Genomic DNA, 19,440 nt, shown 5'->3' with positions numbered 1-19,440 from the left:
GCGTTGTCCCTTTTCTCGACCATTACATTGAGTTTCCTGTGATAAAACCATCACCGCGTATTGCGTTTGTCATCCCTTACTTCGGTCAATGGCCGTTCTGGATGCCTTTTTTCCTGGAAAGCTGCCGGCACAATCCTGACATTGACTGGCTGCTGTTCAGTGACTGTGGGGTGCCTGAAAACCTGCCGCCCAATGTGACTGTTCAAAGCATCAGTTTTGGCGATTATTGCCGCAAGGTGTCTGAGCGCCTGAAGATCAACTTCGCGCCCAAAGCCGCCTACAAACTGTGCGATATCAAGCCCGCGCTGGGTTACATCCATGAAGACAGCCTGCACGGCTATGATTTCTGGGCCTTTGGCGACATCGACCTGGTGTACGGCAACTTGCGTCGCTATTTCACTGCTGAGCGGCTGGCGCGCTACGACTTGTTCTCCACCCATGAACGCCGCGTCGCAGGTCATTTGTGCTTGATGCGCAACACGCAGTGCAAGCGCGAGCTGTTCATGAAAATCGAGGATTGGCAGCAGCGTTTTACCGACGATCAGCACCATGCGCTTGATGAAGGAGCCTTCAGCCGGATCTTCTTGTGGCGCAAGAACTTTCCCAAGCCGTTGTTTGATCTGGTGGGCAAGTTCAACCCCTTACGTCGTACCAGCGACTTCACCGAGGCGTTCAGTACGCCGGGCGGTTGCATCAAGTGGCATGACGGCACGCAAAACTTCCCGGGTAAATGGTTCTGGAAGAAGGGTCAACTGACCAATGACCGCGACGGCGACTACACCTTTCCGTACTTTCACTTCGTGTGCTGGAAGCGCAATGAATGGGCCGCGTTGCCCATTCCCGATTCCGCCACTGTCCAGCGTCTGGCCGCCGAGCCTGCCTGGGTTATTGATGCCACCGGATTTCACCGGGGAGAGTTATGAAGCGTTCCAAGGTTTTGCAGTTGCAGCCTGATTACAACGTCAAATCCCACGATTTCGCTGACCTGGCCGAGCAAATCGTGCGTGCGCTACCCAATGAGCGTTATGAAATCACGGCCGCGTTCTTGCGCGGTCGCCCTGGCCCCGGCGAGCCGGTGAGCAAGGCCGATCACTCGGTGTACTTCGAGTTCAGTGACAAGTCGCTCAAAGGCATGCGCATCCGCGCGATGTGGGCGCTGTACAAGTTCTGTCGCAAAGAACAGTTTGACGTGGTGATTTGCAACCGCTTCAAGCCGGTCAACATGATGTTGCAGCTTAATCGCTGGCTGAAAATCCCCTTATGCATTGGCATTTCCCATGGTTTTGGTGAGTACGACCGCCTTTATCGTCGCAGCCAGGCCAAACGCCTGATCGACAAGGCGTGGCGTTTTGTCGGTGTGTCGCCAGCGGTCAAACAGTACTTGCTGGACTGCAAGTGCGGGTTTACCGAGCAAAACACTTACGCGATTACCAACGCGATCGACATCGAACAAGCCGAAGCCCTGCAACTGCCACGGGCTGAAGCCCGTGCAAAACTGGGCCTGGACCAGAACGCTCGCATGGTCGGTGCACTGGGACGTTTGGTGCCTATCAAGGGCCACCGTTTCTTGCTCCAGGCTTTTGCCGCGCTCAAGGACAAATACCCCAACGCGCAGTTGGCCATTATCGGCGCCGGTCGTGAAGAGTCGCGCTTGCGCGAACAGATCGAACAGTTGGGCCTGAACGGTCGCGCGCATTTGCTGGGTTTTCAGGAGAACGCCTTGCAGTACGTGCGCGCGTTCGACATCTGGACCATGCCTTCGTTGGCCGAAGGTCTGGGGTTGGCATTGCTTGAAGGCATGAGTGGCCATTTGCCGGTGATTGCCACCGATGTGCCGGCCATGTTGCCGTTGATTCAGGGCGCGGGAGGGTTGGCCGTCAAACCCAGCGACGTGGCGACATTGACCGCCGCCCTCGATCAGTACCTCGCACTGCCAGACGAGGCGCTGCACGCCAAGGGCGAACAGGCGTATCGCTACCTGCAAGAACACCACGACATCGAGGTGTTCCGTCAGGCGTATCTGGATTTGATCGACTCAGGCCTGAGTCAAGCACGCAAGGACCGCTCATGACAGACGCTCAACCTTTGGTTTCGGTGATTATTGCTTCTTACAATCACGGCCCGTACATCGAGCAGAGCATTCAGAGCGTTCTGGACCAGACCTACCCCAATATCGAATTGTTGGTGGTTGACGACGGATCGACCGATGACAGTGTTGAGCGCATTCAACGTTTGCAGGCCGCGCACGGGTTTGATTTTCGCGTCCAGCAAAATCAGGGGCTGACCAACACCCTCAATGGCGCGATTGCGCGGGCTAAAGGCTCGTTGATCGTGCCGTTCGGTTCTGATGACATCATGAAGCCCGATCGCATTGCGATTCAGGTTGAGTACATGGACGGCAAGCCCGAGGTCGGCATTTGCGCGGGCAATATCGAACTGATCGACGCCGAGGGCAACCTGTACCCCGAAAAGCGCCAGCGGCGTGATGTGCCGTTCCGTCGCCTGGACTTCGATGACATGTTTCTGGAGCGCAAACCTTACCCGCCCGCGACCACGCTGATGATTCGTCGTGAAGCGCTGGACAAGGTGGGCGGTTTTGACCCGAGCATTCGTCTGGAAGACTTGTACATCGAGCTGAAGATCACCCACGCCGGGTACTTTATCGACGGTTTGAGTGTGGTGATGGCGCAGTACCGCAAGCACGCCACCAACTCGTACAAAAACCACCGGTTCATGATCGACAGCATTTTGCGCATCTATGCGTTGTTCAGCGATCACCCGCTGTATGACGAAGTGCGTTACAAGTTCCTGAACTCGATGTTCCTGAAAACCTCGAACCGGGACCGTGGTCTGGCGCGCGAACTGCTCAAGCAAATTCCGTTCAAGCACTGGACCGGTAAAACCTGGCGCGGCCTGGGGCGTCTGTACTTTTCGCCGCTGGAAAAAGACTGAGTATCAAGCGTCGTCTTTTACGGGGTCGGATGTTTCAAGAGGGGTGCGCTGACGTAGCCAGCGCACCGTCTTCTTGCCCGCGAGCATGCCGGGCTGCTCGATAAACAAGAACGTCAGGCTGCTGATCACGATCAGTAAACTGCTGGCGACCGCCGCCAATGCAACAAATACCAGCGGTTGCTGGATGTCCCACTGCATCACCACTGGCAGGCGGTGCATCAACAGCCAAATGAGCAGACCATGCAGCAGGTAAGTGCTGTAGCTGATTTCGCCCATCCAGCGGATGCTGCGCAGCGTGAGGGCACCAAACAAGGTGTTGCCCGAGGCCACGATGCAGAAGAACACGGTCAACAGCAGCAGTGGCGCTGTGGCGAAGCTCTTGCGGAACATGAACAGCACCACGACCAACAGCATCAAGGCGATGCAGGCTGCCAGACGGGTCTGTCCCCACGCCACCCACTGTGGGCGACGCACCCAATAAGCCGCCGCAATGCCGCCGAGAAAGCTCATCAGGATGTGTTTTTTCAGCGAATGCTCCCAGCCGACCACCTGATACAGGGCATAAACGCCCAGCAGGCATAGCACGGCCTGTTTCCAGTTTTTGCGGTACACAAACACCATCCCGAACAGCGGCAATGCCAGGTAAAAGAACACCTCGTAGCCCAGTGTCCAAGTGACATTGGAAATCAGCATGCCGGTTTGCGGGTACTGGTTGATGTCGGGGCGCTCGAATACCAGCCAGGCCAGAACCTGTTTGGCGACCACCAGCGGTTCATCCTCGAAGGTCCAGCCTTGCAGGTAAAACACGCAGAGAATAACGACGAGCAATAGCGGCAGGTACAGCGGGTACAGGCGGAAAATGCGCGATACGGCAAAGGCCAGCCAGTCGTGATGCCGGCCATGTTTGATAAGGCGGCCCCAGAACAGGAAGCCGGTAATCATGAAAAACAGCGCAACACTGGCCAGGCCGATTTGTGCGTAGAAATAGTTCTTGGGGACGTCAAACACGCCGGTGTGCAGGTAGAGCCAGGTGATGGCGGTGTGGTGGACGAACACCCCGAACGCCAGATAGCCGCGCAAGCCATCGACGCTGCTAAAGCGCTGTTGCCCTGTGTGTTGCACGCTGCGCTGAAGACGCGGAAAGAAGCGGAGCAACAATGCTGAAGTGGTGATTGCCAGTGCGTATGCGATCACGGCCCAGAGCGGGTTGTTGCTCCCCAGGCTCAACTGACAGTGCTCTCAGTGCGGCCCAGCTGTTCTATCTGTTGCCTCAGGCGGCCTACCGCAATCGGCGGGGCCAGGGCGGCGTAACCGTCGAGTAACGCTTGCAGCTGTTCTTCAAACAGCCAGCGGCGGTCTTCGGGGTAACGCTGCATGTGGCGCAGGTTGCGTTGACGCAAGGCCAGCCTTAGTGAAGACGGATAGACGTGCAGGTCGGCGATGTCGATCAAACCAAACTCGCCATCGTCCATCAGCAACACGTTACCCAAGTGCAGCGAGCGGAAGTAAACGCCCTTGTCGTGCAGCAGTGCCAGGAACTTGCCGAAGCGCTCCACCAGTGCCTGGCGCATGGCGCCCGAACCCATCGACTGCATCACCTGGCGCAGCGTTTGCCCCGGCAATGGCTGATACAACACCCCGCTGCTGCCATCGGCAAACAGGTACAGGTCGAGAATCCTGGGGGCGGCAACACCCATCGCTTGCAAGCGTTCGCTGTTGACGGCAAAACGCTGGGAGTAGGGGTTGAAGCTGCCGGAGGTATAGCTGCGGCGCTCGCGAAACAGTTTCAGGAAGCTGCCGTTCTCAAGGCGCAGAACTTTGGGCCCCAGACCGTCTTCCTCGATCACTTTTGCATGGGTTAGCAGCGCACTGTAGTCAGTGTTGTTCAGGCGCTTCACGGGGCGGTCGAGCAAGGTCTTGAGGCGTTGGCTAATGCTTAACGCGGCGATCAGTGCCAGTGGAATCCACAGCAAGTACCAGTGTTCTTTAGGTCGCGGCAAGATTCCCCCGCCCTCGGTCAACGCGGCGCCGATGCCGTACACCAGCCAGGCAGAAGCCAGAATGAACAAAGGGTTAACGCGCTGGCGCCAACTGCTGTAAAGCCCCCACACCTGCATGAACGCCCACGGAATGAAACCGATGATGCCAACGTAATAGAGCACGCCCAGGGCGAAGTTGTGCGGCTCACTCAGGGTGTAACCCACTTGCGGCACATCAAACGCCAAAGGTGCTTCATACCCGTGGCCGACAAACGGTCGTTGCGCGATCAGCTCCAGCGCCATGCGCCAGATGTCCAGCCGGAACGAGCTGCCGCGAAGAAAGATCATCTCTGAGAACAGCGCGAGCACCACCACGGCGCCTGCTGTGAGCATGCCGATCAAGGCCAGAGAGCGGCGATTCCAGCATATGAAGCTGAGCCAGACCATGCTCAGGACAACCGCCACCAGCGGCGTTCTCGAACCTGTAGCCAGCAAGGCGGCAAACATGATGAGAAACGCAGGTGCCGCCGCCATGACGATGGCCTTGCGCTTGCTGGTCATGCCCAGCGTCAGCCAATAGATGCAGAAAAAGCCGAAGGCGTGGGAACTGAGCAACGGGTTATCGAAGGCGCCGGCGCCAATCATGCGTTGCTCGGGGATGTCGGGCGACCACTCCCCGGCAAACACGTAGAGGTTATACAGCGTGATCAGCATCGCGATAACGGCGGCGCTAAAGAATATCGGTTGCAGGCTTTCACTGCGGTATTTGACCAACAGAGAACAGCCCAGAAACAACATCAAAATGTGCAGCGGCGGCTTGAGCAGGCCAAGTGCGCTGTCGGCGGTGGGGCTCCATATCAGCGTGAACATTGACCAGCCGATAAACGCCAGCAGGCCCAGGATCAGGGGTTCCTGCAACAGCGTTTTCATCTCCCGCGGACGCAGCAGGAGGGCAATCAACGTCGGAATGCTGAATAAACCGTAATACAGTTTGTGATGGATGCTGCGGTCAGGCACAAAATACAAATCAGATAGAAGCAAAAAAAGCCCGATTGGCAGTAGCCACAGGCAAATGAAATCGAACATCCGATGTTTTGAGTAGCTCAAGTAACTGAATTGCATGCTGAAAGGTTCATTCCAGGTTTTGGATGGTCATATTAACTTAATGGCCATTTAATGTCGTTTTAGGCGTCCTGTGAGACCTTGTCCCAACCGGCTGGCAGTACACCAGAGAAGCTGTGATAAAGTCAGCAACCTTTTTTCACAACTGTCGCGTGATATGACCGAATCCAGCCCCAGCTCAAGCGAATCGAGCTTGAAGATCTATCTGCGCCTCCTCAGTTATGTCCGGCCTTATATCGGTCTGTTTCTGCTGAGTATTGTCGGCTTCCTCATTTTTGCGTCCACTCAGCCCATGCTGGGTTACATCCTCAAGTACTTTGTTGACGGCCTGTCCAACCCGGATGCGGTGCTGTTCCCGTCTGTGCCGTACTTGCGCGACTTGCGCCTGCTGCAAGCGGTGCCGCTATTGATCGTGCTGATCGCGGCCTGGCAAGGCTTGGGCTCCTTCCTGGGTAACTACTTCCTGGCCAAGGTGTCTTTAGGACTGGTTCACGACCTGCGGGTTCAGTTGTTCAACAACCTGCTGGTGCTGCCTAACCGCTATTTTGACAAACACAACTCAGGCCATCTGATTTCGCGCATCACCTTCAACGTGACCATGGTCACCGGTGCTGCCACCGATGCGATCAAGGTCGTCATCCGCGAAGGCATGACCGTGGTGTTCCTGTTTGCATCGTTGCTGTGGATGAACTGGCGCCTGACGCTGGTGATGATCGCTATCCTGCCGCTGATCGCGGTCATGGTGAGCACGGCCAGCAAGAAATTTCGCAAGCAGAGCAAGAAGATTCAGGTAGCGATGGGCGACGTCACCCACGTGGCCTCGGAAACCATCCAGGGTTATCGCGTGGTGCGCAGCTTCGGCGGCGAAACCTACGAGCAAAAACGCTTTCTGAAAGCCAGCCAGAGCAACACCGATAAACAGTTGCGCATGACCCGTACCGGGGCGATCTACACGCCGATGCTGCAACTGGTGATCTACGTGGCCATGGGCATTCTGATGTTCTTGGTGCTGTACATGCGCGGCGACGCTTCGGCGGGCGACATGATTGCCTACATCACCCTGGCGGGCCTGCTGCCCAAGCCGATTCGTCAATTGTCCGAAGTCAGCTCCACGATCCAGAAGGGTGTGGCGGGCGCTGAGAGCATCTTCGAACAGCTGGACGAAAAACCGGAAGTCGACACCGGCACCGTTGAGCGCGACCACGTCAGCGGTCGCCTTGAGGTGCGCAACCTGAACTTCACCTACCCGGACACCGATCGCCAGGTGCTCAAGGATGTGTCGTTCATTGCCGAGCCGGGCCAGATGGTGGCATTGGTGGGGCGTTCGGGCAGCGGCAAGTCAACGCTGGCCAACCTGATTCCGCGTTTTTACCATCACACCTCGGGTGAAATTCTGCTCGATGGCATTGATATCGAGCAGTACCGCCTGCTCAATCTGCGTCGTCATATTGCGCAAGTGACCCAGCACGTCACTCTGTTCAGCGACACCGTGGCCAACAATATTGCCTACGGTGACCTGGCAGGCGCGCCGCGGGCCGATATCGAGAAGGCTGCGCGCGACGCCTATGCGATGGACTTCATCGAGCAACTGCCCCAGGGCCTGGACACTCAGGTCGGTGAAAACGGCGTATTGCTCTCGGGGGGGCAGCGCCAGCGTCTGGCGATTGCCCGCGCCTTGCTGAAAAATGCCCCGCTGCTGATTCTGGATGAAGCGACCTCGGCACTCGACACCGAGTCCGAGCGTCACATTCAGGCCGCACTGGATCATGTGATGAAAGGCCGCACCACCCTGGTGATTGCGCACCGTCTTTCGACCATCGAAAAAGCCGACATGATCCTGGTCATGGACCAGGGCCAGATCGTTGAGCGCGGTACCCATGCCGAGCTGTTGGCGCAAAACGGTTACTACGCTCGCCTGCACTCTTTGGGGCTTGATGCGCCGTTGGCGTCTGGCGACATCGCCTGATCCTGTGCAGGAGGTGGGTTCGCCCATCTCCTGCACAGACCTGTGTGTCAGTGAGCGCAGGTTTTGTAAGTCACGTCTGATTCTCATTCCTTGCGATTAATACCGTGAACTGACCAGCGTTCACCCTGTGTTAATATCGCGCCCCTGTTCATTTTGTATGTGGGTTCTCCATGAAGTTGTCCATGCCGCGATTCGATCAAGCCCCTGTCTTGGTGGTAGGCGATGTCATGCTCGACCGTTATTGGCATGGCGGAACCTCACGGATTTCCCCTGAAGCGCCAGTGCCGGTGGTCAAAGTCGAGCAGATCGAAGACCGTCCGGGCGGTGCTGCCAACGTTGCGCTCAACATTGCTGCACTGGGTGCACCTGCCTCGTTGGTGGGCGTGACCGGTGACGACGAAGCCGCCGACAGCCTGGCCAACAGCCTGCAAGGCGCGGGTGTTCGTGCACTGTTCCAGCGCATTGCGCACCAGCCGACCATCGTCAAGCTGCGGGTCATGAGCCGTCACCAGCAACTGCTGCGTATTGATTTTGAAGAACCCTTTGCCACGGATGCATTGGCACTGGGCGCCGAAGTCGACAGCTTGCTTGAAGGCATCAAGGTGCTGGTGTTGTCGGACTACGGCAAAGGTGCGTTGAAAAACCACCAGGTGCTGATCCAGGCCGCACGCGCCAAAGGCATCCCGGTGCTGGCCGACCCCAAGGGCAAGGACTTCTCGGTCTACCGGGGAGCCAGCCTGATTACGCCAAACCTGAGTGAGTTCGAAACCATCGTCGGCGGTTGCGCCGATGAAGCCGAGCTGGTGTCCAAGGGGGCCAAATTGATGGCTGACCTCGATTTGGGGGCATTGCTGGTGACGCGTGGCGAGCACGGCATGACCTTGTTGCGCCCAAATTTTGCGGCCATGCACTTGCCTGCGCGTGCGCGTGAAGTGTTTGACGTGACCGGCGCGGGTGACACCGTGATCTCTACGCTGGCCGCGGCCATCGCTGCGGGTGAAGAGCTCCCCCACGCCGTAGCGCTGGCCAATCTGGCTGCGGGTATTGTGGTGGGCAAGCTGGGCACGGCGGCCATCAGCGCCCCGGAACTGCGCCGTGCCATACAGCGCGAAGAAGGCTCGGAGCGCGGTGTCTTGAGCCTCGATCAGCTACTGCTGGCCATCGACGACGCACGCGCTCACAACGAGAAAATCGTCTTCACCAACGGCTGTTTCGACATCCTGCACGCGGGGCATGTGACCTATCTGGAACAGGCGCGTGCCCAAGGTGATCGCTTGATCGTTGCGGTTAACGATGACGCTTCTGTGAGTCGCTTGAAAGGCCCGGGTCGCCCGATCAACAGTGTCGACCGGCGCATGGCGGTATTGGCCGGACTGGGCGCGGTGGACTGGGTCATCAGCTTTCCCGAAGGCACACCGGAAAACCTGCTGGCTCAGGTCAAGCCTGACGTGCTGGTCAAAGGCGGTGACTATGGCATCGACCAAGTGGTGGGTGCTGACATCGTGGCGTCTTATGGTGGAACAGTGAAAGTGCTGGGTCTGGTTGAGAACAGCTCGACCACGGCCATCGTCGAGAAGATTCGCGGTCAGTGATGACCGCCTTGCCCTCACCCCAACCGAGAGTGGGCTGATCGAGACGATCAGGGCTAACGTCTTGTGCAAAATCACGCATCAACATGCTCAATTCCCTCTCTCTCCGGGAGAGGGTTAGGGTGAGGGGCTTTTGGTTTTCACCACCTTCCTGAATATCTGCCGTGCCTTTCCCGTCAAGCGCTTGAGCCGCGACTCTTTACCCGCTTCGCTCAAGCCCTGCTGTTTGAGCCAGTCCTTCCAGCGAATCCGCTCATCGCGCACCACCCAGCCGTCCTGCGGCGCAAAGCTCTCCGCCAAATACAGTCCGCGTGTACTGGCAGCTTGTAAGCGGTCTTTGCTCAGGGTGTACAACTCGGCGCACGGCTGGCCGTCTGTCAGGGGGATGAGGTACAAATCAGGTCGCTTGCGATCCAGCCGGGCGACCAATTGATCACCCTCCAAACGCTCATCGACATGAAACAAACTCAACGATTTGGCTTCTTTGGGCACTTCAAGGCGCAGGTCATAGATCAGTTGCAGGGACGCAGTGGGTAAATGCACATACGCTCTGGGGCGTTCGAGCAAAGGCTGGCTGCCACACCGTACGGGTCGCGCCGCGCCTGAGTTGGGCGTCAGGCGAAAAGGCAGCGCTTCGCGGTAATGCAGTGCGCTGATGTAGGGCGCTGGAAGCCATGTCTCATTAAAACGACCTCCCAGCCAGCCTTCCGGGGTTTCGAGCAGGCACTCTTCAGCCACCTCCTGAATGGCCGTATGCAACGGTAGATTCACCTCGTGGGCCGGCACGTAGCCTGAGATCAGTTTGAGTACTACGTCGCCACGGTCCTGACGCCGTTGGCGCACCAGCACCCAATAATCACGGCCTTGCCATTGCAGCGTCAGGCGTACGGACACGCCGAGGTTCGCCAGCTCCAGGCCAAAACGCTCGGTGTCGGTCACATTGACCTGTCGGCGCTTTTGCAGGGTTTGCGCAAAGTTGAGCGGCATGCCGACGCTTTGATAGCTCAGGCCCTCAGGCGTGGCTTCGACGAACAGCGGCAAGGTTTTGAAGTCGCTGGGGTTCTTGCGGATGAGTGAACGCGGCATGTCGGCTCCTTCTTGCGTCGGGGTCGGCCGCGTGGGCGGCATCAGGATTTGCGCAGCACCTGCGCAACAGTTGCCACGTTATGGGCCAAGTGCAAAGGATTAATGGTGCCGACAATAGCACTGGCAACCCCGTGATGGCCAAACACCAGTTCGAAGCTGGCGCGCACCGGGTCCACCCCCGGACTTAAGCAGACGTGGCCACTGGCCAAGGCTTTTTTGACCAAAATCGCTTTGCCGTGAGCGGCGGCGTAGTCGATCACCGTTTTTTCGGCCTGCTCGTTGAGGTTGTACGTGACCATCGCGCAGTCACCGGTTTCCAGGGCTTTAAGGCCGCCTTCTACGGTTTTGCCCGACAAGCCAAAACCACGAATCTTACCTTCACGCTTTAACTCGGCCAACGTTTGGTAAACCTCACATTCATTGAGAATCGCCAGGTCATTGCCGTCGGAATGCACCAGTACCAGATCGATGAAATCCGTTTCTAAACGTTGCAGGCTGCGTTCGACCGAGCGCCGTGTGTGGAGCGCGCTGAAGTCGTGGCTTGATTCACCGTTGACGAACTCTTCGCCGACTTTGCTGACGATCACCCAGTCCTGACGTTGGCCGCGCAGCAGCGGGCCAAGGCGTTCTTCACTGCGCCCGTAGGCGGGCGCGGTGTCGATCAGGTTGATGCCCATATCACGCGCCAGCTTGAGCAGCCTGCGCGCGTCGTCGTCATCCGGGATTTGAAAGCCGCTGGGGTACTTCACCCCTTGATCACGGCCCAGCTTGACGGTGCCCAACCCCAGTGGGGAGACGAACAGGCCGGTGCTGCCCAGTGGGCGATGCAGGTCGTGCAAAGTCGCCTGGCTCATGGCAGCAATTGCTCCCACGCGGTTTTACACAGTGCAGGGCGCGGCAAATCAGCAGGCAGGGCAGGGGGCTGGCCCGGTTTGATGCCGTCATGTTCCAGTGCTTGCAGCACGCGATCCGAAAAGTCAGGTGCCAGCGCCAGCTTGGTGGGCCAACCCACCAGCAGGCGGCCCTGGTCGGCGAGGAATGCATTGTCCGGGCGCACAAGGCCTGATTGGGCTGGCTCAGCGCGATTGACCCGTAACGTCGCCCATTGCGCCTGGCTCAGGTCGACCCACGGCAGCAAATGGCCCAACTCTTTTTGCGCCACGGCGATCTGCTCGCCAGGTTCGCGGGCCACGCCATCGGCTTCAGCGATGTCACCGCCCAAATACCACACCCACTCGCCATTGGCTGCCGGGTGCGTGGTCACGGTGATGCGCGGCTTGGGGCCGCCCCCCAGGCAGTGGGCGTACAAGGGTTTTAGAGTCGGCCCTTTGACCAGCACCATGTGCAGAGGTCGCAACTGTTGGGCGGGCACGCTGATACCGGCGCTCGCCAGCAACTCGGCATTCCCGGCACCCGCGCTGAACACAATGCGCTGCGCATGAATCTCGCGGCCGTCGACCCGCAGGCCCACCAGTTCGTTGTTCGCAAACAACGGTTCGATGATGTGCCCGGCCAACAGGCCATCGCCCGCCAACGTTGCCAGGCGTTCGATCAGGCTCGGTACGTCGACCACCAGTTCGGCCAGTCGATAGACCTTGCCCTTGAAGCGCGGGTCTTGCAGCGCAGGCGGTAATTGATCGCCCTTGACCTGATCCACGCGGCCGCGCACGGCTTTGCTGGCAAAAAAACTGGTGAGGTTGCCAGCCAGCGTGCCCGGTGACCACAGATAGTGGGCTTGGGAAAGAATGCGTACGCCGCTCAAGTCCAGCTCGCCGTCACCGGCCAGGGCTTCGCGCCAGCGACGCGGCATGTCGGCAATGGCTTCGGATGCGCCAGTCAGCGCGCCGTGCAACGCATATTTGGCGCCGCCGTGAATGATCCCTTGAGACTTCACACTTTGGCCGCCGCCCAGGCTTTCGCGCTCGACCACCAGGGTCGAAAACCCTTGGGCACGCAGGCGTGCATTGAGCCAGAGGCCGGCAATACCCGCGCCGACAATCAGCACGTCGGTGGAAATAACAGATGGCATGGGCGACCTCAGCGTTCAAAGACAAGGCCGGGAGTATACAGCCTGATCCTCAACCTGGCCTTTTCCCTGTCGCAGCTAGATCCGTGCTGCGCGAGGCTGCGCCCCTCAGGCAGTTGCTACAGGAGGGGCGTGTTTCAGTGGCCGGCGGTTTTGGAGAACAACTGAATGACCACCACGCCCAGCACGATCAAACCCATGCCCAAGATGGCGGGTACATCGAGTTTTTGGCCGTAGATGAATAAGGCCGCGATGCTCACCATCACAATCCCCATACCGGCCCACACTGCGTAGGCAACGCCTACGGGAATGGTGCGCACCACCAGTGTCAGCATCCAGAAGGCGGTGGCGTAACCGGCAATCACGAGGACAAGTGGCAGGGGGGTGCTCAAACCCTTGATCGCTTTCATCGATACGGTGGCAATCACTTCGGCACAAATGGCGATGGCCAAGTAGTAGTAAGCGTTCATGATGAGGTCCTGAATATGAGGCGAGGCAATTTAACAGCAAGGCATTCTAGAGGTTGTAAAAGTGTGTAGCCTTTTTTATATCGCCGGGCGATGGTCGTGTTCGGTGCCATCATTGTGCGTGTCGTTTTCAAGTAAACTCCGCGCCCATGAATAGAACTCTGTACACCTTGTTGTTTCATCTGGGGCTACCACTGGTGGCGATTCGGTTGTGGCTGCGAGCGCGCAAGGCGCCTGCGTACGCCAAGCGAATAGGCGAGCGCTTTGCGTTGAACCTGCCCACGCTGCAACCGGGCGGGATTTGGGTACACGCGGTGTCTGTGGGGGAAAGCATTGCCGCGGCGCCGATGATTCGGGCGTTGCTCACGCGTTATCCACAGTTGCCCATTACGGTGACGTGCATGACGCCGACAGGTTCAGAGCGTATTCAAGCCCTGTTCGCCGACGAACCGCGCATTCAGCATTGCTACCTGCCTTACGATTTGCCGTGGGCGGCCGCGCGCTTTTTGGCGCGTGTGCAGCCCAAGCTGGCCGTCATCATGGAGACCGAACTCTGGCCTAACCACATCCACCAGTGCGCCAAGCGCGGCATTCCTGTGGCATTGGCCAATGCGCGCCTTTCTGCACGCTCGGCCAAAGGCTACGCTCGCTTTGCCAGTTTGACCCGACCAATGCTCCAAGAGATGCGTTTGATCGCCGCTCAGACCCAAACCGAAGCCGAACGCTTTCGCCAACTGGGCGCACAGCCCGAGTGTGTCCAGGTCACAGGTTCGATCAAGTTTGACCTGACCATTGACCCGCAACTGCTGATCAAAGCCCGAGCGTTACGCGAACACTGGCAGGCACAGGAGCGGCCCGTATGGATTGCCGCCAGCACCCATGAAGGCGAAGACGAAATCGTTCTCGCGGCACATCGTCAGTTGCTTGCCAGTTATCCGAATGCGCTGCTGATATTGGTCCCCCGTCATCCCGAGCGTTTCAATAACGTGTTTGCGCTGTGCCAGAGCGAAGGCTTCGTCACAGCGCGACGTTCTGCCAACGCGCCGGTGAATTCACATACCCATGTGCTGCTGGGTGACACCATGGGCGAACTGCTGTTTCTGTACGCGGTGGCTGACAGTGCATTTGTCGGTGGCAGTTTGGTGCCAAATGGCGGTCATAACCTGTTAGAGCCGGCGGCCTTGGCCAAGCCCGTATTGAGCGGGCCGCATCTGTTCAATTTCCTTGAAATCGCCGCCTTGTTACGTGAGGCGGGCGCGCTGGAAGAGGTAGATGATGCCCACGGCCTGGCCATTGCGGTGCAGCGTCTCTTTGAATTACCACACGATGCACAGCAAATGGGTGAGGCCGGATTGAAAGTGATGCAAACCAATCAAGGTGCTTTACAACGGTTGCTCGATAGCTTGGCGCTCCTCATTTCACGCTGAGCCATCGACCGGCAAGATGATGTTGCTTAATCGCTTAGTGGGAGAAACCATTCCTGCGCCAGTGATTTACCTATTTGGCCGCGATGAACATTCACGATGGCTTGCCCGTTTTGTGCTTCTGCCAGTTGCGAGTAGTAACTGAGTGTTCGCTGCGCCCGGGTTTTAAGGTGGGCAATGGCATAGTCCTGCTTGGGGGTATCCGCCGCAGGGTAATGAAAGTGGGCATACCACAAGGGCGCGCCTCGCCGGTCATTGACCGCGTACTCTTGAATAAAATCTTTACGCTCACCTTTTAGCTGGAAACGCTTGCCGAGTTTCGCAAGTTGTACGCGTTTTTTGTCCAACAAGTGTTGCAAGTTGCCATGGGTAGGCGGTAATTCAAGGCTCAATTGCAGGCGCAATTCTTGACCCTCGGTCAACATGCGTCGATAAGCACTTCGCAGGTTGTCGATCAGGATTTGATCGTTAGGTGCGCGTACGGAGGGGGGTTGAGCCTGCACGCTAAAGTGCAGTTCGGTGGCAAGTTTGTCGAGCTTAATGGCCTGCTGGCTGAGGAGTTCTTCAATTTCTTCGGGGTGACGACACAGTGCTTTGTACTGCCTGGCCTTGCCCAGATTGTCGTCAACCCTGTCCAGGTACCGGCGAGCATCACCTCTGATGATATTCAGTGCACGACGTTCTATGGGCGTGGGCGTAGTGACTGTCTCGATGGCCACCCACTCCTCGCCGTGTTGCGAGTAGGTTGACAGCAATTGGTTGTCGTAATCGGAACGGACTTCAATGACCTCTATCGGCCATTCCTGGCCTGGAGCCTTCACCTCACCGATCAGCTTGCCTTTGCCGCGCACACTGATCACTTTTTTCTGCGCTTTTGCCCGTGCGGAAGGTCTGCGTATGCGGGCGCTTCTACTCGGTTTTGCAGGGGGCTTGATCTCTGCTGCCAATTGCAGGGTCACGTCTTGATAGAAGTCTTCAAGCAGTTGGCGAAGCGTGTTGAAGTAGTCGAGTTCAAGCTCTGACTCATGGATGAGACCAATCCCTTGGATTGCATCCAGAGCCTGACCGTAATGCAGGGTCAGGCTGTCCAGTACTTCAAGTCGCTTACTGGCGTCGACATCCAGGGTATTGAGTTCGTTGTGGGTGTGAATATGCTCTCTGAGCGGGTCTATGGCATGGTCCAGGCTGTCCTCGGCAAGAATGTTCGCCGAGGGCTTGGAGCTGGCCAGCTTCAAACAGCTAAGCTGGAAGGACTTCAGAGTCAGGGGGGTATGTTCATCTCTGGAGAATGTGGACGTTATCTGCTCAGCCGCCTCCGCACCTGCGGGGCTTAAGTTTAATAACTGATTGATGTAACTGTTTCTGAGCTCAAGATACTGAATAGTCTGTTCATTAATGGCAATTTCATCTCTGATGAACTGCATGAAGCCTACTGGGTCTGCCTCACTTGCTTGCTCCATTTCCAAGCCAGGTCGTGCGAATTGCGGCCATGCTTTGAGCAGATCGGCCTGCTTGTATGCAGAGCGCGCCAAAGACTTAACCAGATTGTCGCTCAGCTTTTGTAGCAGGGAGATCACAATCCGTTCATGGAAGGGGATCTGCAATTCAATGCGCTCTTTGTTGCTTTCCAGCAGTTGCTGATAGGCACTGCGTTGTTTTTGCAGCGCGTTATCAAATTTTTCACCCAGTGAAGCCAACTGCTCAGGGGTAAAGCGCGGGTCATTTTTGGCTTTTATCATTGCCGATTGCGTGATGTCGACAGCTTTATGCAAGGGTTCTTCTTGTTTGAAAAAAGCCTGCCACTCACTCTGCAGTTCGCTAACACGGGCGGATTTTTTTTGCTGGTAGGCGGCGATACGTTTGGGTGGCATTCCACCTAACAATCGTAGGCGTAAATCCAGCGACCAGTTGCCGTTGTTGTCGGATCTCACGGCGGGGCCATGATGGTTGATATCCGATGCGCCAACGATCACCGCAGCCCCGTCAGGATCCATATCAACGGGGTACAGTTCCTGCTCAATCAAGACATGCCACTTCTGATCAAAGTAAAATTGCCCTTTGTGCATGCCGCTGGTGGCTGCTGGAGGGCGTGTTTCGGGGGCTGGAACTTTGAACTGCGCGAGCAGTTCTTTTTGACTGGTCGTCAGACGATTACGGGCATTAAAAAAACTGAAATCCAGTAACGTACTTTCGGTATTCGGGGGCTCGCCAGGAAGCGAAATGGTTCCCGGGATGACTTTTGGCGTGGGTGGTTCAGGCCACTGTTCAGCTATTCGCGGGGGGGCGAACGGTTGTATGACCAGGCCGGGAACGTGTTCGGGCAATACATGCGAACGGGGCAAGGCGTTGATCGCCTGGTGAAATAACAACATGCCTACGTTGAGCAACACATCGGCGGCTGCCAACTCCCGCACGGTTGTGTCATTACTGGCAAGGGCGGGAATGTCTTGACTGACAGCATTCATTACGCTGAGCAAACCTGCCGTCAGCATGATAGGAGGGGGCAGCACGGGTGTCACTAACAGTGTGTTCACGACAAGGCTCGCACCCTCGAGAAAAACGCTCCATCGGCGTTCACTATTGGATATTGACTCAGCGTCAGCCAGCGCCACCATCGCCCGGGCATTGTTGCCATAAAGGAATTGCATCAACTGACCGTTGTTCAGGAATTGAAGCAACTCGTTGCTCGTGCCATTGGTGACCAGCATTGCGGGCTCGGGGGCCTCCAGAGGCGCGAATTCGCTGCCCAGCCCGAAGCGGATGAAGTGGGGCTCCTTGAACCCCCCGTTTTCGTAAATGGGACGGGCAATATCGTTCAGCCAGATCAATACACTGTTTTGTAATGCCCCCGGTTGGGCAATTGCGTCCAGCAGTGCAGCGCGTGTGGAAAACTCAAGCAGCGATGGCGAATAAAAGGGCCGGTACAAAATGTGTGGGCCGTCCTCTAGATCGCTGGATTCAATAATGAACATATTGGCGACGATGTCGGGTGAGGCCCCTGTTTGGCGCAGCAGCCCCAGATGCCTGATCACCACGGTTGTGCCATTGATCTTTCGGCCCTCAGGGGTACTTTGCACGATGGCAGCCATATAGCGGGCGCCCTGTGCCGTAAAGCCATTTTCTTGCTTGAGGCTCAATTCAAGTGCTTCTAAGGGCAGTTGTGCACGTATCTGCTGTGCAAAAAGTCTTTCGCGGGCTTTTGCATCGTCTGTATCACTCAACAGCACGCTTTCAACACGTTCGAGATAAGCCTTGCCGATGTCAGCTTGCTCTATCAAGCCGCCGCGACGCGTTATGTAGTCAGGGGTCAGCCAGGCAGGCAGGTTGAAACCTTGGCGGTGGCGCAGGGTCATTTGGTCTTTGGGAATACCTTGCAGGTTCTTCACCGCCAATTCGGTCAGGGTGAGGGTGACCGGTTCAGTGATGCCTGTTGCGCCGGGTAAGCCTGCCGCTTTCAAATAAGTCAGCTCAATATCATCGGCCTGAAATACACCCTCGACCGGTTGAGTGGGTGATTCTGGCTCGAATTTTTTTTGATCAAGCAGCATCTGCCGTTGCAGGACATCGGCGGCATAGGTGTGGAGGCTGGACAGGCCTGAGAGGTAGGTCTTTCCTTTATTGATTTTTTTGGTGCGTGATAACGCCAGACTGTATTGGCGGTAGAGGATTTGATTGGTTTTTGAGGCGCTGCTCAGCCATTGCGGAAGTCGAGTTTTTAGCGTTCGTAATGTTTCAGGGTTAGCTGTCGGCGCGTCTGCAAAGAACTCTGCCGTGTCAGTTATCTTCAGGTAAACCGCTTCAAGTGCCCGCCAGCCTGTTTTAGCGGGCAGGACGATCAAACTCAGATCCATCAATTGCTGGTTCAGGATGGCGGCGGCACAGGCGTCAAACGCATTGCCATCCAGTTCGAAGCTTTTGAAATGAACTTCTTCAACGCTATACAGTTGGTGGAGTTGAGCACTCCAGTTTTGCTTGAGGGTCTCGATATCCTGAAAAGAGCGGCTGGTGCTGCCCGGTGTGTATTCCAGCACCTGGTCCGTATTGGCAAAAACGATGCGTGAACTCAGCTTTGAGTACGTTGAGCCAGCGTTCACCAGCGTCAATTTGAGCCAGTAGGCGCGGACAGCATTTTCACCGTACTGGCGTATTCGCTCCTCGCGTTCGGGAAAACTGAGAACCTGATAAAGCGCATCGCGGTCGTTGTCGGTTAAATCTTCTTGTTCAAAGGCCCTGATGCTCAGCGTGTCTTTAAGCACATCACTGAGCCACTGCCAGCGGTGAGCCCCGTTGTCTGAGGGTTCACCCCAGAAATCGGTCAGCGCATTCTGCAAGCCAATGGGCAAGCGCCAACTCAGCTCTTTGATCAACCCTTCGATGACGCTCATGTCTATTTCACCCTCTTCAGGGGCGAGCACGTCAGGCGCGTTATCGGTCAGGTAAAAAGCTTTGTCGTTGATCGGGCTGAAGTCCAGTTCTGCTCCGCTGCCCAAGTAGGTCATGACGCGTGTCATTAATGACTGAAGGGCCCACCCGCCATGGGCAAAAGGGACCGCTAAACGGGTGATTGCGAGATTGAACTTGAGCGTGGGGTAGTGCTGCGCTATGGCGTCTGTCAGCATTTTGCGAGCGACAGCTTCCAGGGATGGGGGCGTTGAAAAAAGGGCCCTTACGGCGTTTTGCGCGGGGACCAGCGGTGTTGCTTTAGAGGGAGTTGAAGTCACTGTAGACATGGGCGTTCCTGTATTGAGAGCCAAGAGGTCACACGACCGATGCCGTATTAACCTCTTGAACTCACCAGGAGCGGTGGTATCTGGATATAGCGGTTAGCG

The 19,440-nt window shown here is 57.0% G+C and carries 13 protein-coding genes; 6 read left to right on the top strand and 7 right to left on the bottom strand.

The features are described 5' to 3' along the window. Window positions 1-38: 38 nt before the first annotated feature. The 3 genes from GYN01_RS14625 to GYN01_RS14615 are packed head-to-tail and all read left to right on the top strand — an operon-like array spanning window position 39 to window position 2,952. A complete protein-coding gene (locus tag GYN01_RS14625) occupies window positions 39-923 on the top strand; it encodes a DUF6625 family protein (RefSeq protein ID WP_203307352.1) in 885 nt (294 codons plus the stop codon). Then, complete coding sequence (locus tag GYN01_RS14620) at window positions 920-2,071, top strand: glycosyltransferase (RefSeq protein ID WP_048364480.1); 1,152 nt, start codon at window positions 920-922, stop codon at window positions 2,069-2,071. The genes GYN01_RS14625 and GYN01_RS14620 overlap by 4 nt, the downstream gene beginning before the upstream one ends. Beyond that, window positions 2,068-2,952, top strand: a complete 885-nt coding sequence (locus tag GYN01_RS14615) for a glycosyltransferase (protein ID WP_048364479.1) — start codon at window positions 2,068-2,070, stop codon at window positions 2,950-2,952. Before GYN01_RS14620 ends, GYN01_RS14615 begins: the two co-directional genes overlap by 4 nt. A 3-nt stretch (window positions 2,953-2,955) precedes the next feature. Here GYN01_RS14615 and GYN01_RS14610 read toward each other — a convergent pair whose 3' ends face one another. Both GYN01_RS14610 and GYN01_RS14605 read right to left on the bottom strand, forming a co-directional pair. After that, the gene (locus GYN01_RS14610) at window positions 2,956-4,173 is read right to left on the bottom strand and encodes an acyltransferase family protein (RefSeq protein ID WP_173426983.1); all 1,218 of its coding nucleotides are present in this window, start codon (window positions 4,171-4,173) and stop codon (window positions 2,956-2,958) included. A gap of 2 nt (window positions 4,174-4,175) precedes the next feature. Then, window positions 4,176-6,053, bottom strand: coding sequence for a bifunctional O-antigen ligase/aminoglycoside phosphotransferase family protein (locus GYN01_RS14605; RefSeq protein WP_203307351.1), 1,878 nt, complete (start codon window positions 6,051-6,053; stop codon window positions 4,176-4,178). A 157-nt stretch (window positions 6,054-6,210) separates the two neighbouring features. Here GYN01_RS14605 and msbA point away from each other — a divergent pair, with 157 nt between their 5' ends. Then, complete coding sequence (gene msbA, locus GYN01_RS14600) at window positions 6,211-8,019, top strand: lipid A export permease/ATP-binding protein MsbA (protein WP_048364476.1); 1,809 nt, start codon at window positions 6,211-6,213, stop codon at window positions 8,017-8,019. A 170-nt stretch (window positions 8,020-8,189) separates the two neighbouring features. After that, a complete protein-coding gene (gene hldE / locus GYN01_RS14595) occupies window positions 8,190-9,611 on the top strand; it encodes a bifunctional D-glycero-beta-D-manno-heptose-7-phosphate kinase/D-glycero-beta-D-manno-heptose 1-phosphate adenylyltransferase HldE (protein WP_048364475.1) in 1,422 nt (473 codons plus the stop codon). A gap of 114 nt (window positions 9,612-9,725) precedes the next feature. Here hldE and GYN01_RS14590 read toward each other — a convergent pair whose 3' ends face one another. From GYN01_RS14590 to GYN01_RS14575, 4 genes are all read right to left on the bottom strand, one after another. After that, a complete protein-coding gene (locus tag GYN01_RS14590) occupies window positions 9,726-10,694 on the bottom strand; it encodes a hypothetical protein (protein WP_048400527.1) in 969 nt (322 codons plus the stop codon). 41 nt (window positions 10,695-10,735) lie between these two features. After that, window positions 10,736-11,548, bottom strand: a complete 813-nt coding sequence (locus tag GYN01_RS14585; protein ID WP_048364473.1) for an aldo/keto reductase — start codon at window positions 11,546-11,548, stop codon at window positions 10,736-10,738. Further along, entirely contained in the window at window positions 11,545-12,723 is a 1,179-nt protein-coding gene (locus GYN01_RS14580) for an NAD(P)/FAD-dependent oxidoreductase (protein ID WP_048400525.1), read from the bottom strand. The genes GYN01_RS14585 and GYN01_RS14580 overlap by 4 nt, the downstream gene beginning before the upstream one ends. A 134-nt stretch (window positions 12,724-12,857) precedes the next feature. Further along, the gene (locus tag GYN01_RS14575; protein ID WP_048364471.1) at window positions 12,858-13,190 is read right to left on the bottom strand and encodes a DMT family transporter; all 333 of its coding nucleotides are present in this window, start codon (window positions 13,188-13,190) and stop codon (window positions 12,858-12,860) included. A gap of 146 nt (window positions 13,191-13,336) precedes the next feature. Between GYN01_RS14575 and waaA the strand changes: the two genes are divergently transcribed. Next, the gene (gene waaA, locus GYN01_RS14570) at window positions 13,337-14,614 is read left to right on the top strand and encodes a lipid IV(A) 3-deoxy-D-manno-octulosonic acid transferase (RefSeq protein WP_048364470.1); all 1,278 of its coding nucleotides are present in this window, start codon (window positions 13,337-13,339) and stop codon (window positions 14,612-14,614) included. A gap of 26 nt (window positions 14,615-14,640) precedes the next feature. Here waaA and GYN01_RS14565 read toward each other — a convergent pair whose 3' ends face one another. Continuing rightward, a complete protein-coding gene (locus GYN01_RS14565; protein ID WP_238936261.1) occupies window positions 14,641-19,365 on the bottom strand; it encodes a dermonecrotic toxin domain-containing protein in 4,725 nt (1,574 codons plus the stop codon). Window positions 19,366-19,440: the final 75 nt, after the last annotated feature.

The organism is Pseudomonas weihenstephanensis (assembly GCF_016812185.1).
In the GTDB taxonomy this organism is placed as follows: Bacteria; Pseudomonadota; Gammaproteobacteria; order Pseudomonadales; family Pseudomonadaceae; genus Aquipseudomonas; species Aquipseudomonas weihenstephanensis.
Note: the sequence above shows the minus strand (reverse complement) of the source record. Positions and strands in the feature narration are given on the sequence as shown.